The sequence below is a fragment of the Haloferax elongans ATCC BAA-1513 genome, from assembly GCF_000336755.1.
Lineage (GTDB): Archaea > Halobacteriota > Halobacteria > Halobacteriales > Haloferacaceae > Haloferax > Haloferax elongans.
In genome coordinates this window covers 281,795-298,813 of the sequence record NZ_AOLK01000021.1, presented here as the reverse complement: position 1 = coordinate 298,813, position 17,019 = coordinate 281,795, and the positions used below count along the sequence as shown (strand labels likewise).

Genomic DNA, 17,019 nt, shown 5'->3' with positions numbered 1-17,019 from the left:
GTGTCAGAAAAGGGTCGGAGCCTTACGAATCGCCGCGAGTCGCTGCCGTCATCGACCAGACGGCGACGAGACCGAGCAAAAGCGCAGGCAGCATCGGAAGCGCCAGCATGGCGGCGATGTACGGGAGGCCTGCCATCGCCGGAAGCGACGGGACGAGATACACTGCACCCGGAATCACGAGGAAACAGAGGCCGACGACGCCGACGAGAATCCACCCGCGGCGTCCGAAGCCCTGCGGGTCGGGTTCGTTGGCTCCGACTGTGATGTCGCGGTCGGAGCCGCCGGTTCCGACGGTATCGCCGGTGTCGGACTCGCCCGGCCGGTGGACGTAGGTGTCGTCCCCAGTCGTGGTGTCAGAGCTCACTATCTGGGATAACGACCACCTTACCAAAGCCCTGTCGCTCTTCGAGGAGTTCGTGCGCACGCTCGATTTCGCTCATCGGCAGCGTCTCGCGGATTCGGGGTTCGAAGGTGCCGTCCCAGACGAGGTCGAGGACTTCGTCGGCCTCTCCGGGCGTGGCCATCGTCGAGCCGATGACCGACAGTTGGTTCCAGAAGATGTAGTTGAGACCCGCACCCGGGTCGGGGCCGGTGGTCGCGCCGCAGGTGACGACGCGCCCGCCCTTGGTGAGGCTCTTGAGCGACTGCTTGTACGTCTCTTCGCCGATGTGGTCGACGACCATGTCCACGCCGCGACCGTCGGTCATCTCGTAGATTTTCCGCGAGAAGTCTTCCTCCTCGTAGTTGATGACGTGGTCTGCGCCGCAGTCGCGGGCGTACTCCAGTTTCTCTTCGGTGGAGGCTGTCGCGTACACTTCGGCACCCGCGTAGTCGGCGATTTGGACCGCCGCGTGGCCGACGCCGCCGGACGCACCGAGGACGAGCACGCTCTCACCGGGACGGAGTTCGCCGCGATGGATGAGCATCCGCCACGCCGTCTGGAAGACGAGCGATGCGGACCCTGCGACTTCCCACGACACGTCCTCAGGGACGGGAACGAGGTTCCCCTCGGGGACTGCCGCGAACTCTGCGTGGACGCCGCGCATGTGCTCGCCGATGAGACGGTAATCGGGGGCGAGCGTCTGGTCGCCCTTCCGTGAGAACTCGTCGCCGCCGTCTGCGACACCTGCGAGGAGTGCGACGTGGTCGCCTTCTTCGAATTGTGTCACGCGCTCGCCAACCTCGGTCACGACACCAGCCATGTCGCTGCCGGGAATGTGCGGCATCTCCAATTCGACGCCCGGGAGCCCGCGTCGCGTCCAGACGTCCAAGTGGTTGAGTGACGCTGCCTTCACGTCGACGAGCACTTCTTCGGGACCGGCTTCTGGGTCAGGAAAGTCGCCGTATTCGAGGACGTCTCGGTCGCCGTGTTCGCTAAATTGGACCGCTTTCATCTCGGTCCGACCGACGAAGGGAAGAAATAAAAGTGTAAGTTTACGCCAATCGTCTTTTCCCTTGTTCGACAATCGACGTTCACAGATGATTCCCCAATTATAACCGCCGTTCCACGGCTCACCCCAATATTTCGCTATATGATATAAGACACCGCAGACAGTACTGGATGCAAGCTACCGTCGAGGCCCGCTTTGCCTATACCGTCATTCCCTAACGAACGGAGTTACGTCACATCAGCAGGACGGTCACTCGGCCCGAGCGACATGACACAATGACTGGACACGCTACTGGAACACCGCTCTCTCAGTTGCTCGTGCGCCGTGAGACGTTCATCCGAGCACTCGCGGCACAGCCTCGTGACAAACGCACCTTGGCCACCGACCTCGACATCTCTCGGTCGACAATCGACCGCGTCGTCCGCGAACTCGTGAACGCGGGTGTCGTCGAGCAAGACGGCGGTGTCTACGAACTGACGCTCACGGGACAGTGTGCGCTGGCGGTGTTCGACCGATTCGAACGGGCGACCAGAGGTGTCGAGGACGCACGCGAGCTTCTCGCGATGCTCCCGGCCGACGCCCCTCTCGACCCGGTGTTCCTGAGTGGTGCGGACGTGTACACCTCCACCCCAGAACTGCCGGACAGCGTTCTGCAGCAACTCTTCGAGAGCATCGAGAACGCGGACCACCTCTACGGAGTGGCACCGGTCGCGCTAGCCGGGCAACTCCGCCCGTACTACGAGGCAGCGACCACAGGGGGAACCACAGTCGAGATGGTCATCGACACTGAACTGTTCGAGCGACTGCTTGCGACACCGGATTCGCGGGAAGTCATCGCCGAGCAACTGGAAAACGACGCAGTGGACATCTACCGGACGACCGTTCCGTTTCGGTTCGGACTCTGGGTGACAGAACGCGATGCCGGTATCGTCGTCTACACCGACACGGGTGTCGGTGGCATCGCCCGCAACGACCACGAGGGGGCGCTCGCGTGGGCGACAGACATGTTCGAGACGCTCCGTGCGGACGCGGCTGAGGTGACACTCTCGTCGCTCGGGGAACTCACGCCCGACGACGCAGAGTGACCGACGAGTCGCAGACGAGTGGACGTTGGCTCTTTTACACACGCAAGCGAAGACCAGCATCGTGAGCGACCACCATCACAGCGACGACCAGAGCCATAACCACCACGGCGACGGCGACGACCACGGCGACCACGGCCACAGTCACGACCACGACGGCGGCGACCACCACGGCGACAATCACGACCACCACGGCGACAATCACGACCACCACGACGACGGCGACCACCACAGTCACAATCACGACCACGACCATCACCACCACGACATCGAAGAACTCGCAGTCGCCGTTCTAACCATCTCCTCGACGCGAACCGTCGACGACGACCCGGCGGGCGACGCCATCGAGTCGGCGCTTCACGACGCCGGGCACTCCATCGCTGTTCGGCGCGTCGTCGACGACGACTACGACGAGATTCAGGGCGTCGTTGCTCGGATGGCCGACCGGGGCGACGTGGACGTGACCATCACAACTGGTGGAACGGGCGTCACTCCCGACGACGAGACGGTCGAAGCCGTCCAGCAACTGTTCGGAAAGACGCTTCCGGGATTCGGCGAACTGTTCCGTCGACTCTCCTACGACGAGATTGGCACCCGAGTGGTCGGGACGAGAGCGACCGCTGGCATCGTCGACGACATGCCGACGTTCTGCCTGCCGGGCAGCGAGAACGCCGCCCGACTCGGGAGCGAGGAGATACTCGTCCCCGAGATGCCGCATCTCACTGGACTCGCCCAACGCGACATCGAGTAGCGTTCACCCGAACCTGTTCGCGTTTCCCACGACCAGACTGCAACGTCTGCCCAGTCGCTGCCATTTAAGTTTGCTCGACGGGTCCGCTCAGGTATGAGCCAACAGCCTGCACGCGAGGAGGACGACGACACGTTCTCCAGCGGCAAGGACCCGAACCTCCGAAGTTCGGAGGTCACAGAGGGGCCGGACAAAGCCCCGCACCGCGCGATGTTCCGAGCGATGGGGTTCGACGACGAAGACCTCGGCTCGCCGATGGTCGGCGTCGCCAACCCTGCGGCGGACATCACTCCCTGTAACGTCCATCTCGACGACGTCGCCGACGCTGCCATCGAGGGTGTCGACGAGGCCGGTGGGATGCCCATCGAATTCGGCACCATCACCATCTCCGACGCCATCTCGATGGGGACAGAGGGAATGAAGGCCTCGCTCATCTCCCGTGAAATAATCGCCGACTCCGTCGAACTCGTCTCCTTCGGCGAGCGCATGGACGCCCTCGTCACCGTCGCCGGCTGTGACAAGAACCTCCCCGGGATGATGATGGCCTCCATCCGCACCGACCTCCCGTCTGTCTTCCTCTACGGTGGGTCCATCATGCCCGGCCAGCACGAAGGCCGCGAAGTGACGGTCCAGAACGTCTTCGAGGGCGTCGGCACCTACGCCGAAGGCGACATGAGCGCCGACGAACTCGACGATCTCGAACGCCACGCCTGCCCCGGTGCTGGGTCGTGCGGCGGGATGTTCACCGCCAACACGATGGCCTCTATCTCCGAAGCGCTCGGCATGGCCCCACTCGGCTCTGCCTCCGCGCCCGCCGAGTCCAAAGAGCGCTACGAGGTCGCTCGTCGCGCCGGAGAGGCCGTTCTCCAGTGTGTCGAAAACGACCTCCGCCCCTCCGACGTGCTCTCGAAGAAGTCCTTCGAGAACGCCATCGCGCTGCAGGTCGCTATCGGTGGCTCGACCAACGCGGTCCTGCACCTCCTCGCGCTCGCCGCCGAGGCCGGTGTCGACCTCGACATCGAGGAGTTCAACACGATTTCCGACCGCACGCCAAAGATTGCCAACCTCCAGCCCGGCGGCACTCGCGTCATGAACGACCTCCACGAGGTCGGCGGCGTCCCGGTCGTCATCCGCCGTCTTCTCGAAGCAGGTCTGTTCCACGGCGACGCGATGACCGTTACGGGTCGCACCATCGAGGAGGAACTCGACCAACTGGACCTGCCTGACGACGACGCCATCGACGAGGACTTCCTCTACACCGTCGACGAGCCGTATCAGGACGAAGGTGCCATCAAGATTCTCACCGGCAACCTCGCGCCCGGCGGCGCGGTCCTCAAGGTCACAGGTGACGACAAATTCCACCATACCGGTCCCGCGCGCATCTTCGAGAACGAAGAAGACGCCATGCGCTACGTGCAGGACGGACACATCGAATCGGGCGACGTCATCGCCATCCGCAACGAGGGTCCCCGCGGCGGCCCCGGCATGCGCGAGATGCTCGGCGTCACCGCCGCTGTCGTCGGACAGGGTCACGAAGACGACGTGGCGCTGCTCACAGACGGCCGGTTCTCCGGCGCGACCCGTGGCCCGATGGTCGGCCACGTCGCCCCCGAGGCGGTCGAAGGTGGTCCTATCGCTCTCCTCGAAGACGGCGACGAAGTGACCGTGGACATCCCGAACCGCGAACTCTCGGTGGACCTCTCGGACGAGGAATTTGCGGCCCGAAAAGAAGACTGGGAACCCAAGCCACCGGCCTACACCTCCGGCGTGCTGGCGAAGTACGCGCGAGACTTCGGCTCTGCGGCGAACGGTGCGGTGACGAACCCGGCCGTCAAGCGCGACGAGTAGCGATTCGTGGCGGTTTGCGGACGGCGCTTAGGCCGGGGGAAACGCGGTCGTCAAAGCAACTGAAGTCCGGACGCTTCGTAAAGAGCGACTACCGCAATCCCAAGTGCCGTTCCGACCGGAAACAGCACAATTACTTTTCGCGGTTGCTCGGTGAGGCCATAGCAACACAACCCGAGTAGAACAGACCGTAGAACGTCTATCGCCCACTCAGGAAAGGCGGGAGAGAGGTGCGACCATGGGAAGAGAAACAGGACTCCAACGCCGCCGAAGAAGGCAATTATCCGGTTCCATTGCCACTCAGAGAACTGCACGACATTACCGACACAATCAATCTAGTTGTCATTTTCGGTGCGAAACTCGGTCGCCATCTCACCGACGCCACAGTAGCGAGGCCTCGGTTCGACTCGGACTAGGCCACGCGGTTCTCCAGGTCGTCGTCGCCCTCGTCTAACTTCGAGATGTTCGCGGCGATGATGTCGGACATCCGCTCCCAGTACTTCGGCGTGTGTCCCGCGTTATGGGGAGTGATGAGGACGTTGTCGAACTGCCAGAGGTCGTGGTCCGACGGGAGCGGTTCGGGGTCAGTCACGTCGAGCGCGGCACCCCGGATACCGTTGCTCCGAATCGCGTCCAGCAGGGCGTCGGTATCGACGACCGGACCGCGGCCGATGTTCACGAGGACGGTCTCGGGGGCCATGGATTTGAACGCGTTCGCGTCGATGAGGCCACGCGTCGTCTCCGTCAGGGGGCACGCGATGACGACGTAGTCGGAGCGGGCGTAGGCGTCGTGGAGGCCCTGTTGGTCTTCGAAGCCGACGACTTCGTCGGTCGGGCCGCCTTTCTCAGGGGAGTAGCGGACGCCGATAGTCTCGACACTGAACGGTTCGAGACGGTTGACGATGGTGCGTCCGATTGCACCCAATCCGACGATGGTGACTGTCGACCCTTGAAGCTCGAACGTCGGATACGACTGCCAGACGCCGTCCCGCTTCTGGGTCTCGGCGACGTGGAACCGACGGGTGAAATAGAGGATACTCCCGAGGACCTGCTCGGCGATATTGGGACCGTGGACACCCGAAGCGTTCGTCACGGCGACGTCGTGGTCGGCGAGTGCCTCGATGGGGAGGTGGCCGGTGCCCGCGAAAACGCAGGCGAAGAGGTCGAGGTTCTCGGCGTCTTCGAGGACCGATTCGTCGATGGAGAACCCGGTCGCGACTTGGACGCGAGAGAGGAGGTCACGTTCCTCTTCGGGCGTTCGTGCGAGGGCGACCTCTCGGTCGGGGAGTCGCTCGCGCAGCGTCTCGGCGTACTCCTCGGCGGACAGTCCGTGAATCTTCTGGCGAAGGACGGCGATGTCTGGGTCGCGCATGGACGATGATTCTCGGAAGTGGTGATGAATCTATTCGATTCGGACGGGGCGACGCGAGAATCAGCCGAGTTGACTGCGAGTGCTTCGGCGGCGTTTCGAAATCGTTCGTGTGACGGCGACGGCGTCTACGGTCGGGTCGACCACGTACCGAGACCCATCTTCGCCGAGTTTCCATGCGACTGGTGCATATCCTTGTGGAGCAGGGCCCCCGTCTACGAAGACGAGGTCGCCCCTTTCATCTCGAAAGACCACGGGCGTACGGTCACATCTTTCCTCGTCTCCGCTCATCATCTGTGGACTCCAATGACAGGAGTGATAAATCTCCGGCCCTAGTTATCAGAGTCGGTATCCAGAATTGGCGAAGGCTAACTCACCCCACGACCGACAGCCAGCGAGGACCCACCGAGTCGGTTCAGGGGGTTTAATACACGAGGCCAAGTCCTGTAGCGGTATGGAACGCGTAGACGTCGCTATCGTCGGTGGCGGCCCGGCTGGAACCTCGGCGGCACACGCCGCCGCATCAGCCGGTGCGTCCACCGTAGTCCTGGAGAAGGGCGTCCCCCGCGCCGACCGACAGGGTCTCGGCCCGGATTCGACGGACGCGGCCGGGATTCTCGACTACTGGGTGGACATCATGGGAATCCACCCCGACGAGATGCCGGACGACGTCGTCCTCGACATTCTCGACCGGGCTGAGTTCATCGGCCCGAACGAGACCGTGACGCTTCGAAGTACCGGCATCGACTCGTCGTACGACGAGTTCGGGTACACCTTCCACCGCGCGAAGTTCGACGACTGGATGCGAAGCCGCTCCGAGGAAGCGGGCGCCGGATATCGTCTGAAAGCCTCCGTCCGCGACGTGGAGACTGACCTCAACGCGACGGGCGGCGAGGACGACCCGCGACACGTCGTCCGACTGGCCAACGGCGAAAACGTTGGCGCGGACTTCCTCATCCTCGCCGACGGGCCACAGCGGACGGTCACGAACAAGGTGCTCGACGACTTCCTCCCGTTCGACATCACAGAGCGTCTCGCCTCGCCGAAGGTGAACCACATCGCCTACCAAGAACACCGGGAGTTCCCGCCCGAGTTGTTCGAGGAAGTCGACGGCGGAATCAAGTTCTGGTGGGGCTACATGCCCGGCCACACGGCGTATCCGTGGGTCTTCCCGAACGACAACAACGTCTGCCGCGTCGGCCTGACGATGCCTATCGGGCTCGACATCGACGAGGTGGACGACCGCGATAATTACAAGCTCCTGCGTGAAGACGACGAGAAAGTCCCGCAGGGCCGTGAGTACGTTCGCCGACTCCTCGAACAGGAGTACGGCGACGAATACGATATCGACGAGGACTTCCCACTCGTCGAAGAGCGCGGAAAGTCCAAAGGGACAGAAACCTACTCTATCTCCTCGACGCGCCCCATCGACTCGCCGACGAAAGCAGGCATCGCCGTCACCGGCGGTGCGATGGGTTCGACCTCCGCCTTCCACGAGGGGGGCGACCACGTTGCGGTCAGAACCGGTGCTATCGCGGGCGAACTCGCCGCCGAAGGCGACCTGAGCGAGTACAACACGCGCTGGAAAGACGCCATCGGCGACGAGATTCTTCGGAACGTCGCGATGGCCGACATCGTCCACGATTACGGACCCAGCGACTGGGACACGACGTTCAAGGCTGCCCGGAAGCTTCTCGACTCGGATAAAGGGTACAAGGCGTTCGACCGAGCGAAACTCACCGCCGGATTCAGTGCCGCAAAGCTCGCGACGAAGTACAAACGGACGAAGGTCAAGTTCAGGAACGGCAAGTACGTCCAGTTGACGGAATCTGAGTACACGTTGTAGGCGACAGAAGTTTTATTTCAGATTCCGATAATTTGACCTACAATGAGGTCCCCACCGTCACGCCGCCGCCTCCTCCGAATCGGTCTCGCAGTTGCGAGTGCCGGCGCCGTGGCGTCTCTCGCGGGATGTTCGTCCTTTCGCGGGTGTTCGAACGACGAGATATATCTGCGCGCGGAGTTGGTCGGAAACGCACCGCCGAACGCCACCGTCGTGAGCGCAGAAGACTCACGAGTCGCGGAGAGTCCATGGATTAAGCAGGTCGTCGAAGGGGCCGCCAGCGGGCACCCTCGCGAGTCGAGTATCTCCGACTGTCTCAGCGACTACGAGTCGCTTCGAAACAACCTCGAACGACTGCCCGAAGCTGGCGGGCCGAACGACCGCCTGTACTACATCCGAATCGATGGGCAGGTCGTCCGCGTCCGCGCCGTCTTCTTCGAGGGCGACGAGCGGGTTCGGTCGTAACTCGTTTTACCCCTGCCGAACTAGAGCGGGTGCGTACCACAAGTCCCCGTCCGAGTGGTCCCACTTCGGGAGCGATGACAGAACGGCGAACCCAGGTACGCGACATCAAACGCAGCGGTTACGCTGCTCTACTGACCGGCTGACGCCGGTGTACTTCGGAACGTCCGCGCCCGAAAGACGGACCGCCTGGCACGAGGGTTTCCCGGTTGACGCGGCACGCCGCCTCGGGATGATACCGGCCGTTAGTGTTCTGGGCGACATCCTTCAAAAATAACTGTCATGTGAGTAATCAGGGTCGGTGTCGCGTTACTTGGTGGCGCGATCGTACCTGCAATCACCAGTCATTGAGTGAACTTTGTCCATCGTTCACATTAATTTCGTCAAGTACGTCTCCCAGCGACTCCACGACGACCGTATCATCAGATGCACGCATTTCCGCGAGTCCTGAATCCGGCAGTGGTCCGACCGATTCGTCGGGAACGAAAACCGTCTTCCCCTGTTTGACCGCAGTCTCGAACTGCGACATGGAGCCGCCGTCGTCACTCGCAGCCGCGATAATGATTGCCTCACTTAGAGCTGAATTCGTTCTATTCCGATAGAGGAAGCCGCCTCGCGCCGGGTCTTGGTTGGGGAATCGGTGGGAAATCACAAGCCCCTCGTTGATGACGCGTTTGAATAGTTCCTCATGTGCCTTTGGATAGGGAACGTTGTGCCCGCTCGGTGAGACGATGATTGTGGACCCCCGCTTATCTAATGCCGCACGGTGGGCAGCGGCGTCAATGCCAAATGCACCCCCGCTGACAATTGTATAACCTTCGTCGGCGAGCCCCCCTGCAATTCGACTGGCCCATTCAATTGCGGAGTCATTTGCATCGCGAGAGCCAGCAAAGGAAACCATCGGGCTGGTAAGGAGGCTTTCGTCGCCTTTCGTGAACAACTTCAGTGGTGCGTGCTGTGTCTGGAGTTGTTCTGGATACAGACTATCGTAGGGAGTCGCCAATGAAACACCATCTTCGGCCGCTCGCCGAATTTGTGACTCGTACCGGCTGATCTCCGAATCTAAATCCTGCAACTGCGTAAACGTCTGCTCGGATACGTAGTGAAGATCAGATAACGTAGAGAAGGGACTTTCATACACCGAATCGACGCCGCGAGCCACCGACACGAGTTTTTGAGCACGCTTATCGCCGACACCCTTCAAATCGGTTAGAGCCAGAAGTTTCGCTTGCTGCTCAACGGTTAGATCACTCATCGCTAATCACACTCCCGACGGTGTGCGTTGCTTCTTTGAGGTGGTGGTATATGCTCCGTGATCGCTTGGAGATACCCAAACAGAGTCCTATGGCTTGATTAGCCCCTGCGTCCTCAAGCTCGTTCTTGCCTACAGTGACCGATGCACCCGATGTAGTCACGTCGTCAAGCAGTAACACTGTTTCACCAGATAGTGACCGCGTTGTTGAGATGCTACCATCTTGATTTTCCCACCTTTCTTTATTTCTATTATAATTCTTTTGTTGCGGTCGGTTCTCGGTCCGAGACAGCAATTCTCGATAAACGATGTCGTACTCCGATTCGAGTTCCTTACAGACCTTGACTAGTGCGTCGCTATACCCTCCGTGGTGCCCTGGGTAGACAGTAACCAAGTCCGGGGAAATATCTCCATCAAACCTATTTTTAATGAACCAGTCGACGTGTGGCGCAAAATACTCGAATTCACTGAGGTCGTCTTCTTTGGCAAAATCGATGAGTTTACTGGAGAACTCATTTCTCCCCTTCCTTTTTGAGCGGTATTCGCCCAAACCGAAGATGTGACACGGAGTCAAATCTGGGAACCCCTCCGGAATCGTGGGTTGGTAGTAGATCTGAACTGGAGGATTCTCTGCAGGATAATCCACTGAAGGTGGGTTATATGAAGAATCGTCGTTAGATTCCTCCGGGTCTAAATCGCGGTCCGATGAGTCTCTCACCGAAATCACTGGTGGGTCTGCGTTCGAACTGTCTTCTGACTCTGGCGACGTTGAGGAAGCCGAGCCTCCATCTAAGCTATTTCCTCGCCTCTTCTTCGAATTTTGTTGTAGAGATTCACTACAATCTCGGCATTTTCTCTCGGTTGCCTGCATGAAAATAGGGAGGTGCCGGTTGCAATCTGGGCAACGAAACGTGTTTCGCATAGTGTACGCGGATATTCATGACATTTTAAACCTTTGTCCAATCTATCATTTTTGAAATCGTATCTCGATCAACATCTCATCGACAATATGCTTTTCGTCGCGACCACCATGTTTCGTCCTCTACAGGACCTACTAGTAGTTTGTCGAGCAGTAGTGTTCTGGACGACATCACACACCGAAGAGTGGCATCACGGCGTGAACACAGCACAGAAGGTGACAAACACAGTGAAGAACAGACGTCGTCAACCGTCTGAACGTACCCAATCAGCCCTCAATCTGCCATACGGCCGAGAGCACACACTGTTTTGTCTGTTTCCGTACTACTATGCGTGTCCCAAAATGACCTCCATTCCCGAGTTGGTTCGGCGGTTCGGCCCAAGCCGACGAATCCGACACGTCATCTACTACGTCATCGGGCTCGTGTCACTCGTGGTCTTCTACGCGGTGGCCTACAATTACGCCCTGGCGCGGCTCGAAGGCGTCAACCAGTCGATTTTCGCCTCGTTCGAATTCGTCATCCAGACGATGACGACCACGGGATACGGTCAAGACTCGGATATCTGGAGCCACCCGCTGATGTTCCTGTTCGTCGCCTCGATTCAGATTTCGGGTATCGCAATCGGGTTTTTCACTCTCCGTCTCATCATCATTCCGCTGTTTACGAGCGCCCAAGTCAACCTCGACGACCGACTCAGTCCGAAGTCCGACCACGTCATCATCTGTGAGTACCGTCGGGACTCCGCGATTCTTCTGGACGAACTCAAGGAACTGGGCATCGATTACGTGCTCATTTCGTCTTCACGGGAAGACGCCGAGTCGCTCTCGAACCGCGGCTACGCCGCGATTCACGGCTCTCCGCAATCGGCAGCAACGTTCGAACGGGCGAGCATCCGTACCGCGCGAGCGGTGATTACCGACGCTGGCAACGCGAACGTCAATACGATACTCACTGTGCGGACGCTCCGTCCAGACATCAACGTCATCGCGCTGACCGACGACAGCGACATGGAAGGGATACTGCGCACCGTCGGTGCGGACACTGTGTTGTCTCCGCACGCAGTTATGGGACACCGCCTTGCAGAGAAAGCCGTCGCCTCGTTCAGTGCAGAGCTGCGAGACACCATCGAAATCGGCGGAACCACGAAGTTGATGGAACTTCCCGTGTCCGAGTCGAGCGAGTTGGTCGGTCGCAGAATCCGGGACACGAGGGTCAGGGAGCGAACCGGGGCCACCATCGTCGGTGCCTGGTTCGACGGCGAGTTGCAGTTACCACCCAGCCCGGACGCCGTCGTCCGTCCAAACACCGTCCTCCTGGTGTCTGGCGAGGAAACCGCGCTCAAAGAGCTAAACGAGTTCACTCGACCGCCTCGGTCGTTCACTGAACACGAACGCTTCGTTCTCGTCGGGTTGGGCGAAGTCGGACAGGCTGCCAAGTCGGTCATTCAGGAGGCTGGTGGTGAAGTCGTGGGAATCGACCTCGAAGAACGAGACGGCGTCGACATCGTCGGCGATGGCGGGTCCCGAGAGGCCTTGCTCGCAGCAGGTGTGGAGACCGCAGGAGCCATCGTCGTCGGCGTCCCTGACGACTCGATTGCGCTCTTGACGACCGCGCTGGCCCAGTCTCTCTCCCCCGAAATAGAGATACTCGTCCGTGTGGGAGACGCAGAGACGACACAGAAGGCGTTTACCGCCGGTGCAGATTACGTCCTGTCGGTCCCGAGGGTGAGCGCGAGGATGGTCGCAAAAGAACTTCGGGGTGAAGACATCCTCGCTCCGGCGAGCCAGATTCGCCTCGTTCGAGTGCCAGCCGCTGAGTTCGCCGGGAAGACACTCGCAAACTCTCGTATTTACGAGCAGACCGGCTGTCGCGTCATCGCGATTCAAGACAGCGACGGACAGACTGTGGATATCGACCCACAGCGACGATTCACCGGCGATGAACGACTCACGATTGTCGGGCGCGACGAAGCAGTACAGAAATTCCTCAAGCGGTTCGACGTCTCTCCGACTGACCTCGCTAGCTGAGGCGTCGTGGTCGCGGGAGAGTTTTCACCTTGGTTCGATGTCGTGTTTTGGGCGATAGTCTCGGTGAGAGGCCGCGAGAGTCGCGTACGCCCCCAGATACCGTCTTCCCTGCTTATTTCAGTCCACAGTGTAATGTTCCCACCCAGATGACCTCGCCGAGCCAGATACCTCCACTCGAGATTAGCCTCCGCTTGGTCGCTGGTCTCGCCCTCATCTTGACAAACGGCTTTTTCGTCGCAATCGAGTTCGCGTTGACGCGGGCTCGTCAGTTCAGCAAACAAGAATTCATCGGTGACACGCCCGCGCTGGAGCGGGCGTGGGAGATGACGCAGAACCTGGAGATTTACTTGACGACCTGCCAGGTCGGCATCACGGCATCGAGCATTGCAGTCGGTATCGTCGCAGAGCCAGCGTTGGCCGCGCTGTTCAGACCGTACTTCACCAACACGCCACTGGCGTCGGTCGGCGCAGGCGCACTCATCGCGTTCGGTATCATCAACCTCCTGCACCTCACCCACGGCGAGCAGACGCCGACGTACCTCGGTGTCGAACGCTCGCGGATGGTCTGTCGGTACGGCGCGACCCCGCTGTACTGGTTCAACTGGCTCATCTCACCACTCATCACGCTCGGTGACTGGGTTGCCAAAGGGACGCTCAAGCTGTTCGGCATCGAGATGACGGGTGCATGGCTCGAAACCGAAGAAGAGGTGCTTGAGTCTCGGGCACAGCTTCGGAACCGACTCCACTCCCTCCTCGAAGAAGGCGAACTTCCAGAGGAACGCCGGGAGGAAGTGCTCCGTGCGCTCGACGTGGACGAACTCGCAATTAGTGAAATTATGGTCCCGGCCGACGACATCATCGCCGTCTCGACGACGGCCACCCCCGAAGAGAACTTCGAGCAGATTCGCAACACGCCACACACTCGGTTCCCACTCGTTGGCGAGGAGTTGACTGACTTCCATGGTGTCGTGTACGCGCCGTCGATTATCGACCACTACGAGGAGTTACACGAAGGGGCACTCTCGTTCGCCGACATCGCAGCACCGACGATGACGCTGGCGGCAGAGACGAACGTCAGCGACGCGTTCGACCAGTTCCAAGCAGAAGACCAAGAGTTAGCGCTCGTCATCGAAGACGGCACCGTCGTTGGACTCCTCACCGCGACCGACGCGCTCGAAGCGGTGATGGGCGAACTCGAAGACCCACTCGACCAGCGCGCTGACTCCGCCTAGTTCCCGCGACGTGAGGCGCGGGGAGGGCACGTGTCGTCGCAACTGCGACCCAGCCCGCGACTCATTCGACTATTCATCGTCCGGCGAAAGACGCTCTCGACGCAATTTGAGCACGACTCGCGTGCCGTCCCACTGACTGGGTTCGACGACGAGTTCCCCGCCAGAACTGCGAATAATCCACCGAGTGAGCCACAGGCCCATCCCGGCGCTGTGCATCAGGTCCGTCTCTGTCTCTCGTGTCAGTACCTCCCGTTCGACTTTCGGAAGGCCGGGACCGTCGTCTTCGATGACGAGGTCGACGTACTGAGACGACTCGGATTCCAAGGACGTCCCGACGAACACCCGAGGTGTCTCCGAATCGTTGTGCTCGACCGCATTTTCGATGAGGTTGTCGAGTGCATACGGAAACAGTTCGTGGGCCTCGATAGTGGTCCCTTCTCGGATATTCGACTGTATCTCGGCCGCTGGCCAATCTAACTCGAGGCGGTCGAGGTGGTTCTGTAGCTCCGACCCGAGTTCGAACGTCGTGAGGCTCTCCTCGCCGTCTGTCGCCTGAAGCTGTTCGATGTGTCGAGCGCTCTCGCTCAGACTCTCGATGTTCAACAGCCGTTTTTCCATCGCCTCGACGTGCGTATTTCCGTCCGAAACCTGGTCGGCGAGCAGGTCGAGATGCCCGCGAAGCACGGTGATATCGTTTCGAATGTTGTGACGCAGCACGCGATTGAGAATGGTGAGACGCTGTTCGCGCTGTTTCTGTGCGGTGATGTCGCTGATGACGAACGTCGCACCGGTGGGTGTGTCACCGGTCGTGTACACTGGTGCGGCCCACAGTCGAACGTCGATGGTCGAACCGTTCTTGTGCCGGTGGCGAGTTTCGATGCCCGTCAGTCGCTCGCCGTGCTGGAGTTGTGAGAAGTACGTCTCGAACGTGTCGGGGAGTTCGGCGAGCAGTCGAGCGTACGACTCTGTCAGAAACTCGGATTCCGACCACCCAAATATGCGTTCGGCTCCGGTATTCCACAACTGCACAGACCCGTCTTCGGCGACGACGATGATTGCGACGGGCGCGACTTCGATGACCGAGAGAAACTGCTCTCGAAGATACTCGACTGTCGCCGTAAAGACGTCCGCCCGCTCTTGCGGCGTCAAATAGTCCTGAATGATAGAGACAAAATCAGAAACGAGAGTCGCAACTAATTCCTCACGTTGTGTCGGTGCATGAGACTGATACGACTCGATAAAGCACTGCTGCGCCTCCGTGTGGCCCTCTGTCTTGAGGACGTTGAAGAGTGCGCCGACAAGTTGTTCCGTATGCCTGCTCATTTTAGGTAAGCCTAAAATCAGGATGCCCAAATGGGTTCCGAGTGTGGAATCCCGAACTGGGAGTGGATTCAGTGGAAGATATCGGACGTGATTCTCTCGAAGCGGTCGTTTAGGACGCTGAATTCGGTGTGTTCGAAGCGACCTCGAAAACCCATTCGGTGAGGTCCGAGACGACGCGTTCGGCGACGTTGCCGCCGAAGAAGAGGCCGATTGGATGGGCGGGTTCGAACCCGTCTTGGAAGAAGTGGTCGAGGCCGTCGTAGAGTTCCACGCAACTCCCGTCGACAAGGTCCACGGCCTGCCACTTCTCGAATTCGTCTCGGAACCACGCGGCGAGGTCTGCCTGCATTTCTTCGTCGGCTCGGCAGGTCTTCAAGACGAACGTCGGGACATCGAGGGCGCTCGCAGTCCCAGCAGGGTCGTAGTTTCTCATGCTGCGGTGCCACGTCCCCGGTCGGCCCCAGAGCACCTCGTCGTCGTCATAGTCGCCCTCGGCGAGGCGGCGAACCGTCTCGCGCTCGCGTTCGAGTTCCGCCGCTTGGTCCTCGCTGAGGTCGCCATCCTGTTCGAACTCGTAGCGCAGGAACGTGAGGTCCTCCGGGTCGTGCGTCGAGTCGGCACGCGCGTCGAGCGCGGCGACGCCCGCAACACCACCGTGTCGGTCAGCAATTCGAGGACCACACATCCCACCTTGGCTGTGGCCCGCAAGGAACACGGTACTCTCGTCAACCTCGTCGACAGCGGCGAGCGTGTCTACTGCCGCGACTGCGTCGTCGACGACGACCGTATCGAGCGTGTAGTTCTCGTCGTCGACCTCGTGGTCAGCGAGTCGTTTCTCGTACCGGAGCGTGGCGATACCTTGGCTGGCGAGTCCCCACGCGAGGTCTTTGAGAATTTTCGATGCGCCTGCGGTTCCGTCCGGGTCGTGGATACCGGCACCGTGGACGAGCACGACAGCTGGGAACGGGCCGTCCCCTTCTGGGACCGCGAGGACACCGTCGAGGTCTACGTCCCCGGCATCGATAGTCGCGTCACGCTCGCTGAAGGCGCTCTCGTCTGCGTACGCTGGTGGCTCGTACTCGGGAGAAAACTGGACGTTTTCGACGCCTTCCGTGCCGATATCGAGTCTCGCCGTCACGGTCCCGTCCTCGAATTCGAACGCGACAGCGACCTCGTTGTCCTCGACACGTAGTTCATCGATACCCGCCGGTGTCCCGTACTGGCTGTAGAGTCCCAACCAGTACGTCTCGAAGGCCTCCTCGGCATCCATCGACGCGTCGCTGAACCCGTCGGGAAACGAGTCGGTAACTGCGTTCCGACCCGCTTCGGTCAACAGGTCGGCCGCATCGACGAACGATTCATCGAGAAACGCTGTCGAGAATTGGCGTGCCATCTCTTCGGTGGTGCTCGTGGAGGCCATCGTTCGAATAGCGATTGTCTCCTGGGTGACAAATAAATTGACATGTTTGGATGGCCAGACAGCGGTGTTATTCCACAGTTCCCATCGAAGTCTGGATAATTCAAA

16 protein-coding genes are annotated in these 17,019 nt (G+C 60.3%); 7 read left to right on the top strand and 9 right to left on the bottom strand.

The annotated features are described in order from the left end of the window. Positions 1-22: 22 nt before the first annotated feature. Together C453_RS14325 and C453_RS14320 are read right to left on the bottom strand one after the other, a co-directional pair. Positions 23-364, bottom strand: a complete 342-nt coding sequence (locus C453_RS14325; protein WP_008325448.1) for a hypothetical protein — start codon at positions 362-364, stop codon at positions 23-25. Next, positions 354-1,394 (bottom strand): zinc-binding dehydrogenase, encoded by a 1,041-nt coding sequence (locus tag C453_RS14320; RefSeq protein WP_008325446.1) that lies wholly within the window; start codon positions 1,392-1,394, stop codon positions 354-356. The genes C453_RS14325 and C453_RS14320 overlap by 11 nt, the downstream gene beginning before the upstream one ends. A 272-nt stretch (positions 1,395-1,666) precedes the next feature. Here C453_RS14320 and C453_RS14315 point away from each other — a divergent pair, with 272 nt between their 5' ends. From C453_RS14315 to ilvD, 3 genes are all read left to right on the top strand, one after another. Then, positions 1,667-2,476 (top strand): helix-turn-helix transcriptional regulator, encoded by an 810-nt coding sequence (locus C453_RS14315; RefSeq protein WP_008325444.1) that lies wholly within the window; start codon positions 1,667-1,669, stop codon positions 2,474-2,476. A gap of 61 nt (positions 2,477-2,537) precedes the next feature. Next, positions 2,538-3,224: a MogA/MoaB family molybdenum cofactor biosynthesis protein gene (locus tag C453_RS14310; RefSeq protein WP_008325442.1), complete on the top strand. Its 687-nt coding sequence runs from the start codon at positions 2,538-2,540 to the stop codon at positions 3,222-3,224. A 93-nt stretch (positions 3,225-3,317) separates the two neighbouring features. Further along, positions 3,318-5,069, top strand: a complete 1,752-nt coding sequence (gene ilvD, locus C453_RS14305) for a dihydroxy-acid dehydratase (protein WP_008325440.1) — start codon at positions 3,318-3,320, stop codon at positions 5,067-5,069. Positions 5,070-5,119: 50 nt separating this feature from the next. On the opposite strand, the gene C453_RS20920 is transcribed toward ilvD, so the two are convergent. From C453_RS20920 to C453_RS14295, 3 genes are all read right to left on the bottom strand, one after another. Continuing rightward, positions 5,120-5,380 (bottom strand): hypothetical protein, encoded by a 261-nt coding sequence (locus C453_RS20920; protein WP_083881607.1) that lies wholly within the window; start codon positions 5,378-5,380, stop codon positions 5,120-5,122. Positions 5,381-5,478: 98 nt separating this feature from the next. Further along, a complete protein-coding gene (locus C453_RS14300) occupies positions 5,479-6,438 on the bottom strand; it encodes a D-2-hydroxyacid dehydrogenase (protein WP_008325438.1) in 960 nt (319 codons plus the stop codon). Positions 6,439-6,498: 60 nt separating this feature from the next. After that, complete coding sequence (locus C453_RS14295; protein ID WP_049907710.1) at positions 6,499-6,726, bottom strand: hypothetical protein; 228 nt, start codon at positions 6,724-6,726, stop codon at positions 6,499-6,501. 163 nt (positions 6,727-6,889) lie between these two features. Between C453_RS14295 and C453_RS14290 the strand changes: the two genes are divergently transcribed. Both C453_RS14290 and C453_RS14285 read left to right on the top strand, forming a co-directional pair. Next, complete coding sequence (locus C453_RS14290) at positions 6,890-8,281, top strand: NAD(P)/FAD-dependent oxidoreductase (protein ID WP_008325436.1); 1,392 nt, start codon at positions 6,890-6,892, stop codon at positions 8,279-8,281. 42 nt (positions 8,282-8,323) lie between these two features. After that, a complete protein-coding gene (locus C453_RS14285) occupies positions 8,324-8,743 on the top strand; it encodes a hypothetical protein (RefSeq protein ID WP_008325435.1) in 420 nt (139 codons plus the stop codon). Positions 8,744-9,077: 334 nt separating this feature from the next. On the opposite strand, the gene C453_RS14280 is transcribed toward C453_RS14285, so the two are convergent. Continuing rightward, positions 9,078-9,995 carry a DNA-processing protein DprA gene (locus C453_RS14280; protein ID WP_008325434.1) on the bottom strand — a complete coding sequence of 306 codons (918 nt, stop codon included), beginning with the start codon at positions 9,993-9,995 and terminating at the stop codon, positions 9,078-9,080. Next, complete coding sequence (locus tag C453_RS14275) at positions 9,988-10,710, bottom strand: ComF family protein (protein WP_152418068.1); 723 nt, start codon at positions 10,708-10,710, stop codon at positions 9,988-9,990. Before C453_RS14275 ends, C453_RS14280 begins: the two co-directional genes overlap by 8 nt. A gap of 543 nt (positions 10,711-11,253) precedes the next feature. On the opposite strand from C453_RS14275, the gene C453_RS14270 reads away from it, so the two are divergent. Together C453_RS14270 and C453_RS14265 are read left to right on the top strand one after the other, a co-directional pair. Continuing rightward, entirely contained in the window at positions 11,254-12,939 is a 1,686-nt protein-coding gene (locus C453_RS14270) for a potassium channel family protein (protein WP_008325432.1), read from the top strand. A 164-nt stretch (positions 12,940-13,103) separates the two neighbouring features. Continuing rightward, positions 13,104-14,171 (top strand): CNNM domain-containing protein, encoded by a 1,068-nt coding sequence (locus C453_RS14265; protein WP_193788073.1) that lies wholly within the window; start codon positions 13,104-13,106, stop codon positions 14,169-14,171. Between the two features lie 69 nt (positions 14,172-14,240). Here the strand turns inward: C453_RS14265 and C453_RS14260 are convergent, their stop codons facing one another. After that, positions 14,241-15,494, bottom strand: a complete 1,254-nt coding sequence (locus tag C453_RS14260; protein ID WP_008325428.1) for a PAS domain S-box protein — start codon at positions 15,492-15,494, stop codon at positions 14,241-14,243. A 109-nt stretch (positions 15,495-15,603) separates the two neighbouring features. Next, entirely contained in the window at positions 15,604-16,914 is a 1,311-nt protein-coding gene (locus C453_RS14255) for an alpha/beta hydrolase family protein (RefSeq protein ID WP_008325427.1), read from the bottom strand. Between the last annotated feature and the right edge of the window lie 105 nt (positions 16,915-17,019).

Coding starts and splice junctions, on each gene's coding strand:
- C453_RS14280 (WP_008325434.1), bottom strand. CDS start 9,995: ATGAGTGATCTAACCGTTGAGCAGCAAGCGAAACTTCTGGCTCTAACC.
- C453_RS14270 (WP_008325432.1), top strand. CDS start 11,254: ATGACCTCCATTCCCGAGTTGGTTCGGCGGTTCGGCCCAAGCCGACGA.
- C453_RS14300 (WP_008325438.1), bottom strand. CDS start 6,438: ATGCGCGACCCAGACATCGCCGTCCTTCGCCAGAAGATTCACGGACTG.
- C453_RS14285 (WP_008325435.1), top strand. CDS start 8,324: ATGAGGTCCCCACCGTCACGCCGCCGCCTCCTCCGAATCGGTCTCGCA.
- C453_RS14320 (WP_008325446.1), bottom strand. CDS start 1,394: ATGAAAGCGGTCCAATTTAGCGAACACGGCGACCGAGACGTCCTCGAA.
- C453_RS14295 (WP_049907710.1), bottom strand. CDS start 6,726: ATGAGCGGAGACGAGGAAAGATGTGACCGTACGCCCGTGGTCTTTCGA.
- C453_RS14290 (WP_008325436.1), top strand. CDS start 6,890: ATGGAACGCGTAGACGTCGCTATCGTCGGTGGCGGCCCGGCTGGAACC.
- C453_RS14255 (WP_008325427.1), bottom strand. CDS start 16,914: ATGGCCTCCACGAGCACCACCGAAGAGATGGCACGCCAATTCTCGACA.
- ilvD (WP_008325440.1), top strand. CDS start 3,318: ATGAGCCAACAGCCTGCACGCGAGGAGGACGACGACACGTTCTCCAGC.
- C453_RS14315 (WP_008325444.1), top strand. CDS start 1,667: ATGACTGGACACGCTACTGGAACACCGCTCTCTCAGTTGCTCGTGCGC.
- C453_RS14260 (WP_008325428.1), bottom strand. CDS start 15,494: ATGAGCAGGCATACGGAACAACTTGTCGGCGCACTCTTCAACGTCCTC.